Annotated in this window: 13 protein-coding genes; 11 read left to right on the top strand and 2 right to left on the bottom strand. The window is 71.8% G+C overall.

The features are described from left to right. The first annotated feature begins 1 nt into the window (after position 1). On the top strand, positions 2-1,033 hold the full coding sequence (locus tag HLK59_RS02535; RefSeq protein WP_171139509.1) for a phosphotransferase family protein: 1,032 nt from the start codon (positions 2-4) through the stop codon (positions 1,031-1,033). 68 nt (positions 1,034-1,101) lie between these two features. Here HLK59_RS02535 and HLK59_RS02540 read toward each other — a convergent pair whose 3' ends face one another. Together HLK59_RS02540 and HLK59_RS02545 are read right to left on the bottom strand one after the other, a co-directional pair. Continuing rightward, complete coding sequence (locus HLK59_RS02540) at positions 1,102-1,878, bottom strand: glucose 1-dehydrogenase (protein WP_171139510.1); 777 nt, start codon at positions 1,876-1,878, stop codon at positions 1,102-1,104. Beyond that, positions 1,875-3,194, bottom strand: coding sequence for an acyl-CoA dehydrogenase family protein (locus HLK59_RS02545; RefSeq protein WP_171139511.1), 1,320 nt, complete (start codon positions 3,192-3,194; stop codon positions 1,875-1,877). Before HLK59_RS02545 ends, HLK59_RS02540 begins: the two co-directional genes overlap by 4 nt. A 104-nt stretch (positions 3,195-3,298) precedes the next feature. Here HLK59_RS02545 and HLK59_RS02550 point away from each other — a divergent pair, with 104 nt between their 5' ends. Genes HLK59_RS02550 through HLK59_RS02595 form a run of 10 tightly spaced genes read left to right on the top strand, consistent with a single transcriptional unit; the run spans position 3,299 to position 14,822 of the window. Then, the gene (locus HLK59_RS02550) at positions 3,299-4,531 is read left to right on the top strand and encodes a CoA transferase (RefSeq protein WP_171139512.1); all 1,233 of its coding nucleotides are present in this window, start codon (positions 3,299-3,301) and stop codon (positions 4,529-4,531) included. A gap of 24 nt (positions 4,532-4,555) precedes the next feature. Further along, complete coding sequence (locus tag HLK59_RS02555) at positions 4,556-5,755, top strand: cytochrome P450 (protein ID WP_171139513.1); 1,200 nt, start codon at positions 4,556-4,558, stop codon at positions 5,753-5,755. A 6-nt stretch (positions 5,756-5,761) separates the two neighbouring features. Continuing rightward, positions 5,762-6,229, top strand: a complete 468-nt coding sequence (locus HLK59_RS02560; protein ID WP_171139514.1) for a VOC family protein — start codon at positions 5,762-5,764, stop codon at positions 6,227-6,229. Between the two features lie 5 nt (positions 6,230-6,234). Continuing rightward, entirely contained in the window at positions 6,235-7,362 is a 1,128-nt protein-coding gene (locus HLK59_RS02565; protein ID WP_171139614.1) for an acyl-CoA dehydrogenase family protein, read from the top strand. Positions 7,363-7,366: 4 nt separating this feature from the next. Beyond that, a complete protein-coding gene (locus HLK59_RS02570; protein WP_171139515.1) occupies positions 7,367-8,878 on the top strand; it encodes a fatty acid--CoA ligase family protein in 1,512 nt (503 codons plus the stop codon). Next, positions 8,875-10,152, top strand: coding sequence for a MaoC family dehydratase N-terminal domain-containing protein (locus HLK59_RS02575; RefSeq protein ID WP_171139516.1), 1,278 nt, complete (start codon positions 8,875-8,877; stop codon positions 10,150-10,152). The genes HLK59_RS02570 and HLK59_RS02575 overlap by 4 nt, the downstream gene beginning before the upstream one ends. Positions 10,153-10,154: 2 nt before the next feature. Further along, the gene (locus tag HLK59_RS02580) at positions 10,155-10,919 is read left to right on the top strand and encodes a crotonase/enoyl-CoA hydratase family protein (RefSeq protein ID WP_171139517.1); all 765 of its coding nucleotides are present in this window, start codon (positions 10,155-10,157) and stop codon (positions 10,917-10,919) included. Positions 10,920-10,921: 2 nt separating this feature from the next. After that, on the top strand, positions 10,922-12,028 hold the full coding sequence (locus HLK59_RS02585; protein ID WP_171139518.1) for a CaiB/BaiF CoA-transferase family protein: 1,107 nt from the start codon (positions 10,922-10,924) through the stop codon (positions 12,026-12,028). 8 nt (positions 12,029-12,036) lie between these two features. Further along, complete coding sequence (locus HLK59_RS02590) at positions 12,037-13,182, top strand: thiolase family protein (protein ID WP_171139519.1); 1,146 nt, start codon at positions 12,037-12,039, stop codon at positions 13,180-13,182. Continuing rightward, positions 13,179-14,822 carry an OB-fold domain-containing protein gene (locus tag HLK59_RS02595; protein ID WP_171139520.1) on the top strand — a complete coding sequence of 548 codons (1,644 nt, stop codon included), beginning with the start codon at positions 13,179-13,181 and terminating at the stop codon, positions 14,820-14,822. Before HLK59_RS02590 ends, HLK59_RS02595 begins: the two co-directional genes overlap by 4 nt. The last annotated feature ends 17 nt before the right edge of the window (positions 14,823-14,839 follow it).

The raw sequence follows: 14,839 nt of genomic DNA on the forward strand, positions 1-14,839 counted from the left end.
CATGAGCGCCATCACGAACACCGCCGACCCGACCGCGGAGCTGACCGAGCGCACAGCCGCCGTGCTGCGGGGCTGGGCCCCCGATGCCACGGTGGAGTCGGTCGAGCCGCTCACCGGCGGCACGTCGAGCCTGACGTACGTGGCCACGCTGGCGGGTGTGCCGGCCGGGTCCGAGCGGATCGTCCTCAAGACGGCCCCGCCCGGCCTGGAACCGGTCCGCAACCGGGACGTCCTGCGGCAGGCGCGGATCATGCAGGTGCTGGCGGGCGTGCCGGGCGTACGGGTGCCGAGAGTGCTGTTCTGCGACAAGGGGGCCCCGACGGCCCGTCAGCCCTTCGTCGCGATGGAGCTGGTGGCCGGCGACTGCACGGAGCCGGTACTCGTACCCCGGGGGACCGTTCCCGCCGGGCAGGTGCGCGAGCGGGCCCTGGACGCGGTCCGGATGCTCGCCCGTCTGCACCGGGCGAACCCGAAACGCACTCCCCTGGCGGTGGAGCCCGTGGTCACGCCGGGCGCCGAGATCGACCGCTGGACGAGGGCGTTCACGACCGTCCCCGACGACCTGCGCACCGGTTACCGGGCCGTCGCGGACCGGCTGCACGCCACGAAGCCCGCGGCGATGATGCCGGTGTTCACCCACGGCGACTACCGGCTCGGCAACACGCTGTGCGAAGGCGGCTCGGTCACCTCGATCATCGACTGGGAGATCTGGGCGCTCGGCGACCCTCGTTCCGATCTGACCTGGCTGACCTTCTTCACCGACGAGGCCCGGCACCCGGCGTCACCCTCCGACGAGCCGACCGGGATGCCGGGCAAGGCCGAACTGATCGACGCCTACCAGGAGATCAGGGGCGAGGCGCTGCCCGACCTGACCTGGTTCGAGGCACTGACCAAGTACAAGGAGTCCGCCGCGACCGCCCTGCTCATCAAACGCGCCCGGAAGTCGGGGGAGTTGAAGGACATGCACCGGCGCATGCTGCCCGCGCTGCCGGTGCTGCTGGAGGAGGCGACGGAACTCCTTGGAAAGGGCTGAGGTCGACGCGCCCCGAAGGGGCGCGGGGAACTGCGCGACCAGCCACGACGGCGCCGCAGACGAAGCACTCAGTACAGCCCGCCGTCCACCCTGATCAGCGACCCGGTCGTGTAACTGGACGCATCACTCGCCAGGTACAACGCCGTACTGATGATCTCCTCCGGCCGCCCCGGCCGACCCACCGCACTCCGCGTAGTCTGCCGCTTCTCCTCCGGCCAAGCCTTGGAAATGTCCGTCAGAAACGGCCCGGCCGAGATCGTGTTGACCCGCACCGTCGGCCCATACTCCAGAGCGAACACCGTGGTCAGCGTATTGAGCGCAGCCTTCGCACCGGCATACGGCCCGAACCGCGGCTGCGGAAACAGCGCACCCGACGACGAGACGTTGATGATCGAGCCCCCGTCCCCCGAGGCCATCCGCTCCCCGATCAGCGAGGCAAGCCGGAAGGGGCCCTTGAAGTTGACCCCGATCACCTTGTCGAAGAGCTCCTCGCCGGTCTGAGCAGACGAGGGCGCCACCGGCGACATCCCCGCGTTGTTGACGAGGACGTCGACCCTGCCGAACTCCTCATAGGCGGTGTCGGCGAGCCGGCCGAGGTCGTCCCAGTGACCCACATGCGCGGCAACCGGGAGGGCACGCTGGCCCAGGCCGCGGACCTCGGCCGCCAGCGTCGCGCACGCCTCCAGCTTGCGGCTGGCGATGACCACGTCGGCACCCGCCGTGGCGAAGGCCCGCACCATCTCCCGGCCCAGGCCCCGGCTGCCACCGGTGACCAGCGCGACCTTGCCGGAAAGGTCGAACAGGTCGGCCGGAGCGATGGATTTGTCGTCGCGCCCGTTTGTCACGCGTCCACCCGCCCCGCCAGGCTGTCGTCCTCGATGATGTGCGCGTACCGCTTGCGGGCCGCCTCCAGCTTCGGCGGGAGGTGCTCGCTGGGGAACAACCCTTCCGCGGGCCGGTAGTTCCTCAGCAGCTGCTTGGCGATCGTGGTGCGGTGCACCTCGGTCGGCCCGTCCGCGAGGGCGAGGTTGGGCGCGGCCATCCACCACTTGGCGAGCGGGAGTTCACCGGTCGTGCCGAGCGAGCCGTGCAGATGGACCGCCCGCTGGATGATGTCGTGCAGCACCTTGGCCGTCTGGACCTTGCACATGGCGATCTGGGTACGGGCGGCGCCGTGCGGCTGTGTGTCGATGATCCAGGCCGTGTGGAGGACGAGCAGCCGGAACTGCTGCAACGCCACCCAGGAGTCGGCGATGAACTGCTGCACCGCCTGCTTGTCGGCCAGCAGGGTCCCCTGTGTACGGCGGGACAGCGCCCGCTCGCACATCATGTCGAAGGCGCGGGCGCACTTGCCCACCGTGCGCATGGCGTGGTGCACACGGCCGCCGCCGAGCCGGGCCTGGGCGACCTCGAAGCCCTCACCGGGACCGCCGAGCATGGCGTCGAGCGGCACCCGGACCTGGTGGTAGCGGAGGTAGGCGTGGATCCCCTCGTCGAGGTTCTCGCGCTCGTCCATCGTGCCGACGTTGCGCTTGATCTCGATGCCGGGTGTCTCGGCCGGGACGATGAACATCGACATGCGCCGATGCGGCGGCGCGTCGGGATCCGTGACGGCCATGACGATCAGGAAGGCCGCGTACCGGGCGTTGGAGGAGAACCACTTCTCCCCGTCGATCACCCACTCGTCGCCGTCCCGCCGGGCGCGGGTCACGAACTCCTTGGGATCGGCGCCCGCCTGCGGCTCGGTCATCGAGAAGGTGGAGACGATCTCCCCGTCCAACAGGGGCCGCAGGTACCGCGCCTTCTGCTCGTCCGTGCCGAACATGGCCAGGATCTCGGCGTTCCCGGTGTCGGGTGCGGCGGTGCCGAACACCGTCGGGGCCCAGTAGGAGCGGCCGAGGATCTCGTTGAGGAGGGCGAGCCGCACCTGCCCGTAGCCGGGGCCGTCCAGTTCGGGGCCGAGATGGCAGGCCCACAGGCCCTGCTCGCGGACCTGTTTCTGGAGCGGCCTCAGGATCGCGCGGGCCTTCTCGTTGCGGGTGTCGTACGGGTCGCCGCCGTGCGGGAAGAGGAGGTCGAGCGGCTCGACCTCCTCACGCACGAAGGCCGCCGCCCAGTCGAGCTTGGCCTGGAAGTCAGGGTCGATCGTGAAATCCAGCATGCCGAAAACAGTATACTTATTGTTGCCCTCGGTCCATACTCTGAGGCAGACTCGGCGCATTGGGTATGCGCAATTGCGATATGAGCCGCGGAGGAGTTGGTCTGATGCAGAGGCCGATGGAGGGCGTGCGGGTGCTTGAGGTCGCCCAGTTCACCTTCGTCCCGGCGGCCGGTGCCGTGCTCGCCGACTGGGGTGCCGACGTGATCAAGATCGAGCACGCCGAACGGGGCGACGCCCAGCGCGGGCTGGTCCGGGTGCTCGGGTACGAGGCCGCCAGCAAGGGATCGTCGTTCTTCCCGATCATGGAGGGCCCCAACCGCGGTAAGCGCAGTGTCGGCCTCGCCCTGGAGAAGCCCTCGGCCCGCCCCGTGCTGGAGGAACTCATCCGCGACAGCGATGTGTTCCTCACGAACTTCCTGACGGAGGCGCGCGCGAAGCTGCGGATCGAGCTGGAGGACGTCCGGGCGATCAACCCCGACATCATCTACGTCCGCGGCAGCGGCTTCGGTGTCCGGGGCGAGGAGGCGGGCAAAGGCGGGTACGACAGCACCGCCTTCTGGGCACGCGGTGGCAGCGCCGCCGGCGTCACCCCGGCCGGCGCGGACCGGATGACCCGCATGCCGGCCGGCGCCTACGGCGACTCGATGGGCGGCATGACCATCGCGGGAGGAATCGCCGCCGCGCTCTACTCCCGCGCCACGACCGGTGAGCCGTCCGTCGTGGACGTGTCGCTGGTCGGGGTCGGCGCCTGGGCGACACAGTTCACGGTCAACCTGGCACTGATGACCGGCGGCCCGCTCCCGGTCAACACCCCGCCCCGGCACGGCTCCGCCACCAACCCGCTGATCGGCGCCTACCGCACCTCGGACGAACGCTGGATCGAGCTGTCGATGCTGCAACCCGGCCGCTACTGGGCGGAGTTCTGCAAGCTCGCCGGTCGGGACGAACTCGGCACCGACGAACGCTTCGACAGCACCGAGAAGCTGATGGCCAACGCCGCCGAGGCCGCCGGCATCGTCGCCGACCTCATCGCCTCCCGCCCCTACGCGGAGTGGGTCGAGATCCTCGCCCGGGGCGACGGTCAGTGGGCGGCCGTCCAGAACGCCTGGGAGGTCGGCCAGGACCCCGCCCTGCGCGCCAACGGTCTCATCGCCCCCGTCGTCGACGCCGACGGCGTCGACCGCGAACTGGTCGCCAATCCCGTCCAGTTCGACGAGACCCCGGCCGACCTCACCCGGGCGCCCCAGTTCGCGGAGCACACCGACGAGGTACTGCGCTCCCTCGGCCTGAGCGACGAGGAGCTCATCGCGCTCAAGATCGACGGCGCGGCGACCTGACCGACGTACGAGCAAGGAGCCGTGATGAGTACGACGCTCGAACCCGAGGGGACCCACGAGGGTCTGCCCGCCTACCACTTCGACAACCGGCTCGGCGGCCCGGTCCTCAGCCACCAGGAGCGCTGGGACACGATGGCCGGCGCCCACTCCGGTTTCCGCAGCACCATCGCCCGCGGCTACTGGGTGGTCACGGACGGCCCGGAGGTGCAGAAGGCACTTCAGGACTGGCGGACGTTCTCCAACAAGTCCGTGACGGCACTGGAACCCGACCCGAAGTTCCTCTGGATCCCCGAGATGCTGGACCCGCCCACCCACAGCGTGTGGCGACGCCTGCTCGGCCGGTACTTCTCCCCGGGCAGCGTCGCCGCCCGGGAGCCCGAGGTCCGGCAGGTCGCGGGGGAGATGATCGACGGGCTGAAGGGCCGTGAAGGCGCCGACGTGCTCGACGAGTTCGCACGCCGCTTCCCCACCCTGATCTTCATGCGGCTGATGGGCCTGCCGGAGGAGGACCTGCCCGTCTTCCTCGCGTGGACCCACGAGTTGCTGCACCTTTCCCATAGCGAGGACCCGGACGGCGCCCGGCAGATGACCGCCATGCGCGAGGTGTCGGCCTACTTCGAGGAACAGATCGCCCTGCGCCGCAGGACGCCGCGCGACGACCTGCTCTCCCACGCCATGGCCTGGCGGATCGACGGCGAACCCATCGACGACCGGGACATGCACGCCTTCTGCGTCCTGATGTTCCAGGCCGGCTTCGACACCGTCCCGATCTCCATCGGCTGGGCGCTCTACCACTTCGCCACACACCCCGGGCAGCGGGCGGAGATCCTCGCCGACCCCTCCCTCATCCCCACCGGGGTCGAGGAGATCCTCCGCGTCTACTCGTTCGTCGTACCGGCACGCAAGGCGACCAAGGACGTAGAGATCGGCGGCTGCCCCGTCAAGGCCGGGGAGATGGTGATGCTCCCGCTGGCCGTCACCAACCGCGACCCCGGCAGGTACGACAGGCCGCTGGAGGTGGACCTGCACCGCGAGGCCACCAACCACATCGCCTTCGGCTCAGGACCGCACCGCTGTCTCGGCTCCCACCTGGCCCGGCTCGAACTCAACGTGGCGGTCGAGGAATGGCACCGGCGGATACCCGAGTACCGGATCACCCCGGGCCAGGAGCTGTGGCAGCACGGCAACATGTACGGCATCAAGTCGCTGCGTCTGGAGTGGTGACCGGTCATGACCGCTCCCCTCGACGCGACGGATCTGTACCACACCGGGATCGTGGTCCCGGACATCGAGATCTGGAAGTCCCGGATGACCGAGGTCGCGGGCCACCGGTGGACCGAGACCCTGTCCGCGCGATTGCCGGTCCGGCTGGCGGACGGCGACCGGACCCTGGACCTGCGCTACACGTACTCGCTGGACGCCCCGCACATCGAACTCGTGGAGGAGATCCCCGGCACACCGTGGACCGCGACCGCACACCTCGCGACCCACCACCTCGGCTACTTCTGCGACGACCTCACGACGACGTCGAAACGGCTGAGCGAGTCGGGCTTCGCCCTGGAGGCCTGCGCGCTGATCGACGGCGCCCCGTCGGTCTTCGCCTACCACCTCGCCCCGTCCGGCGTCCGGATCGAGATCGTGGACCGCGCGAGGATCCCCGACCTAGCCGCCTATCTGAGGGCGAAGGCGTCGCCGTGACCGTGATGTTCACCGAGGAACACGAAGAACTCCGCGCCACCCTGCGCCGCTTCCTCTCGGACAAGGCGCCCAGCGAGGCGGTGCGCCGGTCGATGGAGTCCGAGGAGGGACACGACCCGCGCGTCTGGCGGCAGATGGCGGACCAACTCGGCCTGCACGGACTGGCGGTGCCACAGGAGTACGGCGGATTCGGCGGCGGCCCCGTCGAGTTGGGCATCGTCCTGGAGGAGCTGGGCCGGGCCCTGCTGCCCTCGCCGTACTTCGCCACCGTGGCCCTCGCCGCACAGGCCCTCGCGGTGTCCGGCGACGACACCGCGAAGGCCCGCTGGCTCCCGTCGATCGCCGACGGCACCCTGACCGGCACGCTCGCGCTCACCGAGGAGAGCGGCTCCTGGGACGTCGGGGACGTGGCGACCGAAGCCGTCCGCGGCGACGCGGACTGGCGGGTGTCGGGCACGAAGATGTTCGTCGTCGACGGTCACACCGCCGACCTGCTCCTCGTCGTGGCCCGCGCCGACACCGGACCCGCGCTGTTCGCCGTCGACGGCGGGGCGGCCGGCGTGACCCGCAGCCGCCTGGAGACGCTCGACCCCACACGACGACTGGCGCGCGTCGACCTCGACGGGGCTCCGGCGCTGCGCGTCGGCCCCGAGGACGCCGGAGCGTATCTGCGTACGGTCCTCGACCTGGCGATCGTGGCGCTGGCGACGGAACAGGTCGGCGGGGCACAGGCCTGTCTGGACGCGGCCGTGGCGTACGCGAAGGCGCGGGTGCAGTTCGGCCGGCCCATCGGGTCGTTCCAGGCGGTCAAGCACAAGTGCGCCGACACTCTCCTGAAGGTCGAGGCCGCCCGGTCGGCGGCCCACCACGCGATGTCCGCGGCGCACGAGAGGGCGGGCGAACTGCCCGTGGCCGCCGCCCTCGCCGCCGCGTACTGCGCGGACGCCTTCACCCACGCGGCCAAGGAGAACATCCAGATCCACGGCGGCCTCGGCTGCACATGGGAGCACGACGCGCACCTCTACCTCAGGCGCGCGAAGTCGTCCGAGCAGCTCCTCGGGAGCCCGGCGACCCACCGGGGACGGCTCGCCGACCTGGTCGGAATCTCCGCATCCACGGCGACGAAGGGCTGAGCACGTGGGAATTCGCGACCGCCTGTCGCGGCTGCTCGCCGAAGCCGCCGCCGACGCCGAGGCGATCGAGCACGAGGGGGACTGGTGGACCTGGGGGCAGGTCCAGCGGACCGCCCGGCAGATCACCGAGGCGCTGGACGCGGCGGGCCTGAAGGCCGGCGCCCGCGTCGGCGTCGTCCTGGAGAACCGGCCGGAGCACGTGGCCGCGGTAGCCGCCGTGATCGCCTCCGGACGCTGCCTGGTGATGCTGAGCCCGCTGCAACCCGCGGCTCGGCTCGCGGCCGACATCGCCGCATGTGAGCTGCCCGTCGTCGTCTCCGGAGCCGAACCCCTGGCCCGCGACGGTGTGGCGCGAGCGGCCACCGCGCACGGCGCGGCCCTGGAGCTGGGCGTCGACGGCACGCTGCGACCCGCGGGCGGCACGGCACCCGCAGCGGCCCCGGCCGACCCCGGCGTCGCTCTGGAGATGCTCACCTCCGGCACCACCGGCCCCCCCAAACGCGTCCACCTGAGCATCGGCCAGCTCGACCAGGCTCTCGTCTCCGGCGGCCAGAGCCCGAAGGCGGAGCGGCTGCTGTCACGGTCGGCGGCTCTCGTGGCCGCACCCCTCGTGCACATCGGCGGCCTGTGGCGGGCGCTCGCCTGTCTGGCCACCGGTCGCCGCATGCTCCTGATGCACAAGTTCGCCGTCGAACCGTGGGTGAGCGCCGTGGAACGGCATCGCCTGCGGGCGGCGAGCCTGGTGCCGGCGGCCATCCGCGCGGTGCTCGACGCGGGTGTGCCGAAGGAGCGGCTGGCGAGCCTCCAGGTCGTCACCTCCGGCACCGCGCCCTGCCCGGCCGAACTCGCCGACGCGTTCTTCCTGACGTACGGCATCCCGGTCCTGATGACGTACGGGGCCACGGAGTTCGCCGGAGCGGTCGTCGGCTGGACCCTGCCGTTGCACGAGCGCTGGTGGCGGCGCAAGGCCGGCAGCGCCGGGCGCGCCTTCGACGGCGTCGAGCTGCGGGTGACCGGCGAGGACGGCGCCGAACTGCCCGTCGGCAGGACCGGCCGGCTGGAGGTGCGCACCGAGCAGAGCACCCGGGGCGGCCGGGACTGGACACGCACCAGCGATCTCGCCCGCATCGACGCCGACCGGTTCGTCTGGATCGAGGGACGCGCGGACGACGCCATCATCCGCGGCGGCTTCAAGGTCCAGCCCGAAACGGTCAAGCGCGTCCTGGAGGCGCACCCGGACGTACGGGAGGCGGCGGTCGCGGGACTGCCGGACACGAGGCTCGGCGAGGTGCCGGTCGCCGTGGTCGAGGCCGAACGGCGGCGGCCCGCCCCGGACCTCGCCGAACTGCTCGCCCTCTGCCGGGCCCGGCTCACCCCCTACGAGGTCCCGGCACACATCGTCGTCGTGGACGCACTGCCCCGGACCCCGTCGAGCAAGGTCAGCCGCGTGGAGCTGCTCGACCTCGTGCGCGCCCGGATCGCACAGCAGGACCGCGTGAAGGAGGACCAGCGATGACCAGGACACAGGAGAAGGGCGCCGGCACGTTCGGCGTGCTGACCGACGAGGCCGTCGAGCGCTCCCGGCGCCGCCTCGGCATCCCCCAGCCCCAGCGCAACCCCCCGCACAACCACGAGGTGACCTGGGACGGCGTACGCCACTTCGCGTACGGCTACGGCGACGACAACCCCCTCTACTGCGACCCCGACCACGCGGCCGCCACCCGCTGGGGCTCGCTCGTCGCACCGCCCACCTTCCTCTACACGATGGGCGAGGACGCCGCCCCGACACCGGACGCCGAGACCAAGGCGCTGCTCAGGGGCGACCCCTTCGCCGGACTCGGCTCGTACCAGGCGGTGATGGAGTTCGAGTGGTGGCGACCCCTGCGACTCGGCGACCGCTGCCGGGTGTTGCAGACCCAGGTGGGCGTCCACCTCAAACCCAGCAGCTTCGGCGGACGCACCGCCCACGTGGTCCGCGACTACCTCTACGCCAACGGGCGCGGTGAGATGCACGCCCTGCGCCGGGGCACCTGGATCAACGCCGAGCGGCACACCTCCCGGAAGCGGGCCAAGGAACAACTCGTCCAGGAACCCTACGAGCCCGGGCAGCTCGCCGAGATCGACGCGGCGTACGCGGCCGAGACCAGACGCGGCGCCGAACCCCGCCACTGGGAGGACGTCGAGATCGGCGAGGAGCTCCAGCCCCGGGTCAAGGGACCGCTGACCACCACCGACGTGGTCGTCTGGCACCTCGGCTGGGGCATGCAGCTCACCCCGCCCGGGGCGTTCGGGATCGCCGCGAGGGTCCGGCGCAAGGCACCCGGCCTCTACCCGCCGAACCCGCTGAACGTCCCCGACACGGTGCAGCGCCTGCACTGGGAGCCCGAGCGGGCCCGGGAGTTGGGGCTCCCCAATCCCTACGACTACGGGGGCATGCGCGAGACCTGGCTGTGCCATCTGCTGACCGACTGGATCGGCGACGACGGCTGGCTGTGGAAACTCCGCTGCGAACACCGCAGGTTCAACTACCTCGGCGACACCACCTGGGTACGCGGCACGGTCGTCGACAAGCGACAGGTGGCCGGACGGGCCGAGGTGCACGTCGAGGTGCGCTGCGAGAACCAGCGGGGCGAGATCACCACCCCCGGCACGGCCGTCGTCCTCCTGCCGACCCGCGACCGAGCCGTCGACCTGCCGGCCCCGCCGGCCGATGACCTGGACGGCATGGTCGCCCATGAACTCGCCCGGTTCGCCGTGACCGGCGATCAATCGCACGATTCGAGGAGGTAGGCGTGTCGGACGAGGTGCTGGTGGAACGCCATGGCGCGATCCAGGTCATCACGATCAACCGCCCGGAGAAGAAGAACGCCCTGGACGCCGGAGTGGCGGCCGGGGTGGCCGCCGCGGTGGACGAGCTCGACGAGTCGGACGAGTTGAGGGTCGGTGTCCTCACCGGGGCGGGCGGCACGTTCTCGGCGGGCATGGATCTCAAGGCATGGCTGCGCGGCGAGACACCCGGCATCGAGGGCCGCGGTCTGTGCGGGATCACCATGACCCCGCCGCGCAAGCCGCTGATCGCCGCGGTCGAGGGCTGGGCCCTGGCCGGCGGCTTCGAACTCCTGCTGGCCTGCGATCTCGTGGTCGCCTCGCGGACCGCACGGCTCGGCGTGCCGGAGGTGAGACGGTCGCTGGTCGCCCGCGCGGGCGCCGCGCTCCATCTGCCGCGCCGCATCCCGTACGCCATCGCCCTGGAACTGCTCCTGACCGGCGAACCGATCGACGCGGAACGAGCCGCCGGGTACGGCCTCGTCAACCGGCTCACCGAGGAGGGCGGCGCCCTAGAAGAGGCACTGAAGCTCGCCGGGAGCATCGCCGGGAACGGCCCCCTCGCCGTCGCCGCGACCAAACGGATCGCCCGCTGCACCGCCGACTGGACGCTGGAGGAGGCGTGGGGGAGGCAGTTCGACATCGCCGAGCCCGTCTTCCGGTCGGAGGACGCCCGGGAAGGCGCCGCCGCGTTCGCCGAGAAGCGGGCCCCTGTCTGGAAGGGCCGCTGACCATGACGACGGGACCGCTCGCCGGGGTCCGGGTGGTCGAGCTCGGCGGCCTCGGCCCCGGGCCGTTCGCCGGGATGCTGCTGGCCGACCTCGGCGCGGAGGTCGTCCGCGTGGACCGGCCCGAACGGGCCGGGGAGTCCGACGCGGGCGGCCCTGCGGACGTCCTCAACCGCGGCAAGCGGTCCGTCGTACTGGACCTGAAGGACCCGTCGGGAGCCGCCGCCCTGCTCGAACTCGTCGAGCGCGCCGACGTGTTGATCGAGGGCTTCCGTCCCTCGGTCACCGAACGCCTCGGCATCGGACCGCACGACTGCCTCGCCCGCAACCCCCGGCTGGTCTACGGCCGTATGACCGGCTGGGGCCAGGACGGACCCCTCTCGGCCACGGCCGGACACGACCTCACCTACATCGCGCTGACCGGTGCGCTCGGCGCCATCGGTGACGCGGACGGCCCGCCCCAGATCCCGCTCAATCTCGTCGGCGACTTCGGGGGCGGCGGCTGCTACCTCGTCATCGGTGTCCTCGCCGCGCTGCACGTCACCGCACGCACCGGCCGGGGGCAGGTCGTGGACGCGGCCATCGTCGACGGCACCGCCCACCTCCTCGCCAGTACCTTCGCCAAGCTCGGGCGGGGGGAGTGGAGCGACGAGCGCGGGGTCAACAGATTCGACGGCGGGTGGCCGTTCTACGCCGTGTACGGGACGAGCGACGGGCGGCATGTGGCCGTAGGGGCGCTGGAGCGCAAGTTCTACCGGCGGCTGGTCGAACTGCTCGACCTGGGTGTGGACCCGGAGAGACAGCACGACCGGTCGGCCTGGCCGGAGTTGCGGGCACTGCTGGCGAAGCGGTTCGCGCAGCGGACACGGGACGAGTGGGCCGCGCTCTTCGAGGGGACCGATGCCTGCGTGGCGCCCGTCCTCAGTCTCACCGAGGCCGCCCGGCACCCCCATCTGGCCGCCCGCGCAAGCCTGTTCACCCGCGACGGAGTGGTCCAGCCGGCCCCCGCGCCCCGCTTCTCGGCGACCCCGGCCGCCGTCGGCCCCGTGGCACCGGCCGTCGGTGCCGACACCCGGGCGGTGTTCCAGGACTGGGGCATCCCGACAACCTAGGAGTTCCCATGCCAGACGCCGTCATCGTCGACGCCGTACGCACCCCGATCGGCAGGCGCAACGGCACCCTCGCCCCGGTGCACGCGGCGGATCTGTCGGCCGAGGTGCTCAAGGCGCTCGTCGCACGCACCGGCATCGACCCCGGCACGGTCGACGACGTGGTCTGGGGCTGTGTCACCCAGATCGGCGACCAGTCCAGCAACGTCGGCCGGTTCGCGGTGCTCGCCGCCGGCTGGCCCGAACACGTCCCGGCGGTCACCGTCAACCGGGCCTGCGGCTCCAGCCAGCAGGCGGTCGACCAGGCCGCGCACGCCGTGCTGTCGGGACAGTACGACATCGTCGTCGCGGGCGGCGTCGAGACCATGAGCCGGGTACCGCTCGGCTCGCACCGGACCACGGGACAGCCCTACGGTCCCGCCGCCATCGCCCGCTACGGCGGATCCGGGTTCAGCCAGGGCATCGGAGCCGAACTCATCGCCGAACGCTGGGGTTTCACCCGCGCCCGCCTCGACGAGTTCGCCGCCGGGTCGCACGCGAAGGCCGCCGCGGCGATCGACGCGGGCGTCTTCGACGACCACACCGTGCCGATCGAGGTGGACGGCACCAAGTTCACGGTGGACGAGGGGCTGCGGCGCGGAACGTCGGTCGAGACGCTGGCCGGCCTCAGGCCGTCCTTCAAGGAGGACGGTGTGATACACGCCGGGAACTCCTCGCAGATCTCCGACGGGGCGGCCGCGCTGCTCATCACCACCCCGCAGCGGGCCCGCGAACTGGGCCTCACTCCCATCGCCCGCTACCACTCGGGGGCGGTCAGCGGCGCGGACCCGATCACGATGCTCCTCGGACCGATCCCCGCGACCGAGAAGGTGCTGCGGCGCTCCGGGGTGTCCCTGGAGGACATCGGTGTGTACGAGGTCAACGAGGCCTTCGCCCCGGTCCCGTTGGCCTGGCTGGCCGAGACCGGCGCCGACCCGGAGCGGCTCAACCCGCTCGGTGGGGCCATCGGGGTCGGCCACCCGCTCGGCGGTTCCGGAGCCATCCTGATGACCCGGATGCTCGCCCGGATGCGGAACGAGAACCTGCGCTACGGCCTCCAGACCATGTGCGAGGGCGGCGGCACCGCCAACGCCACGATCATCGAGCTGCTGCGATGACCGGGATCGACCGGCCGCTGCCCCAACCCACCCTCGCCAGCGCCGAGTTCTGGGCCTCCGGGGCGGACGGCGTGCTGCGCGTCTCCCGCTGCGCGGACTGCGCACGCCACTTCCACCCGCCGCTTCCCGTGTGCCCCTCCTGCCGGGGCCGCGCGGTGGCACTCGCCCCCGTCTCGGGCCGGGCGGTGGTCGTCGGCTTCAGCGTCAACCACCAGATCTGGCACCCGGAGTTCCCGCCACCGTACGTCGTCGCCGTGGTCGCCCTCGCCGAGGACGACCGGGCGCGGCTGACCACCAACATCGTGGGCTGCGATCCCGACGAGGTGCGCGTCGGCATGCGGGTCAAGGTGCGGTTCGAGCGGCTGGAGGACGACATCCACCTCCCGCTGTTCGAGCCCGACCCGGACACCGCCGAAGGGCCCCTGCCGGAACCGCGTGAGGTCCGGGCACGACCCATGGCCTCCCCGCGGAAGTACGAGGACAGGGTCGCGCTGACCGGCGTGGGACAGTCCCGCGTCGGCAGACGGCTCATGGTCGATCCGCTCTCCCTGACCGTCGACGCCTGTCTCGCCGCGGTCGAGGACGCCGGGCTCGATCTGGACGAGATCGACGGTCTCTCCACCTACCCCGGTCCGCGCCCCGACGGCATGAGCGAGGGCGGCGTCACCGCTCTGACCGAGGCCCTGCAACTGCGGCCCACCTGGGTCAACGGGGCATCCGAGGTACCGGGTCAGATCGGCTCGATCACCGCCGGCATGCTCGCGGTCGCCGCCGGGCTGTGCCGTCACGTGCTGTGCTTCCGCACGGTCTGGGAGTCCTCCCACAGCGCCCTGCTGCGCTCGGGCCGCCTGCAGCCGTCCGGCGGCCGGGCCACCGGCATGTTCGAGTTCCGCGCCCCCTTCGGCGCCCTGTCCGCCGCGCAGTGGATCGGCTGCAACGCCTCGCACTACCTGCACCGCTACGGCGTCGGCCGCGAGGCCCTCGGCGCGATCGCCGTCACCGCGCGGGCCGGCGCGGCACGCAATCCCGAGGCCCTGCACCGCGACCCGATGACCCTCGACGACTACTTCGACGCCCGAATGATCACCACCCCGTTCGGCCTCTACGACTGCGACGTCCCCTGCGACGGAGCGGTGGCCGTCGTCGTCTCCGCGATCGAGACGGCGTACGACCGTCCGCGCCCGCCCGTCCTGGTCGAGGCCGTCGGCACGGCGGTGGGGGAGCGGCTCAGCTGGGACCAGGACACCCTGACCCACACCCCCCAGTCGCTCGGCCCGTCCGCCCACCTGTGGACCCGCACCGGTCTCACCCCCGCCGACGTCGACGTCGCCCTGCTCTACGACGGGTTCACCTTCAACGCCCTGTCCTGGATCGAGGGCCTCGGCTTCTGCGGACCGGGGGAGGCGACCGACTTCATCGCCGGCGGCAAGACCATCGCCCTGGACGGCGACCTCCCGCTGAACCCGCACGGCGGCCAGCTCTCGGCGGGCCGCCTGCACGGCTACGGCTTCGTCCGCGAGGCCATGCTGCAACTGCGCGGGGAGGCGCACGGGCGCCAGGTGAGCGACGCCCGGGTGGCTGTGGCCACCGCGGGCGGGGGAGTGCCGTCGGGGGCGATGCTGCTGCGGAAGCCGGCGTAGACGACCTTTCGCGGGCA

The sequence above is a fragment of the Streptomyces sp. S3(2020) genome, from assembly GCF_013044505.1.
Classification (GTDB): Bacteria; Actinomycetota; Actinomycetes; order Streptomycetales; family Streptomycetaceae; genus Streptomyces.

Bases quoted from the DNA above. Each gene is read 5' to 3' on its own strand.
- HLK59_RS02590 (WP_171139519.1), top strand. From the start codon at position 12,037: ATGCCAGACGCCGTCATCGTCGACGCCGTACGCACCCCGATCGGCAGG.
- HLK59_RS02560 (WP_171139514.1), top strand. From the start codon at position 5,762: ATGACCGCTCCCCTCGACGCGACGGATCTGTACCACACCGGGATCGTG.
- HLK59_RS02550 (WP_171139512.1), top strand. From the start codon at position 3,299: ATGCAGAGGCCGATGGAGGGCGTGCGGGTGCTTGAGGTCGCCCAGTTC.
- HLK59_RS02575 (WP_171139516.1), top strand. From the start codon at position 8,875: ATGACCAGGACACAGGAGAAGGGCGCCGGCACGTTCGGCGTGCTGACC.
- HLK59_RS02555 (WP_171139513.1), top strand. From the start codon at position 4,556: ATGAGTACGACGCTCGAACCCGAGGGGACCCACGAGGGTCTGCCCGCC.
- HLK59_RS02585 (WP_171139518.1), top strand. From the start codon at position 10,922: ATGACGACGGGACCGCTCGCCGGGGTCCGGGTGGTCGAGCTCGGCGGC.
- HLK59_RS02535 (WP_171139509.1), top strand. From the start codon at position 2: ATGAGCGCCATCACGAACACCGCCGACCCGACCGCGGAGCTGACCGAG.
- HLK59_RS02565 (WP_171139614.1), top strand. From the start codon at position 6,235: ATGTTCACCGAGGAACACGAAGAACTCCGCGCCACCCTGCGCCGCTTC.
- HLK59_RS02595 (WP_171139520.1), top strand. From the start codon at position 13,179: ATGACCGGGATCGACCGGCCGCTGCCCCAACCCACCCTCGCCAGCGCC.
- HLK59_RS02545 (WP_171139511.1), bottom strand. From the start codon at position 3,194: ATGCTGGATTTCACGATCGACCCTGACTTCCAGGCCAAGCTCGACTGG.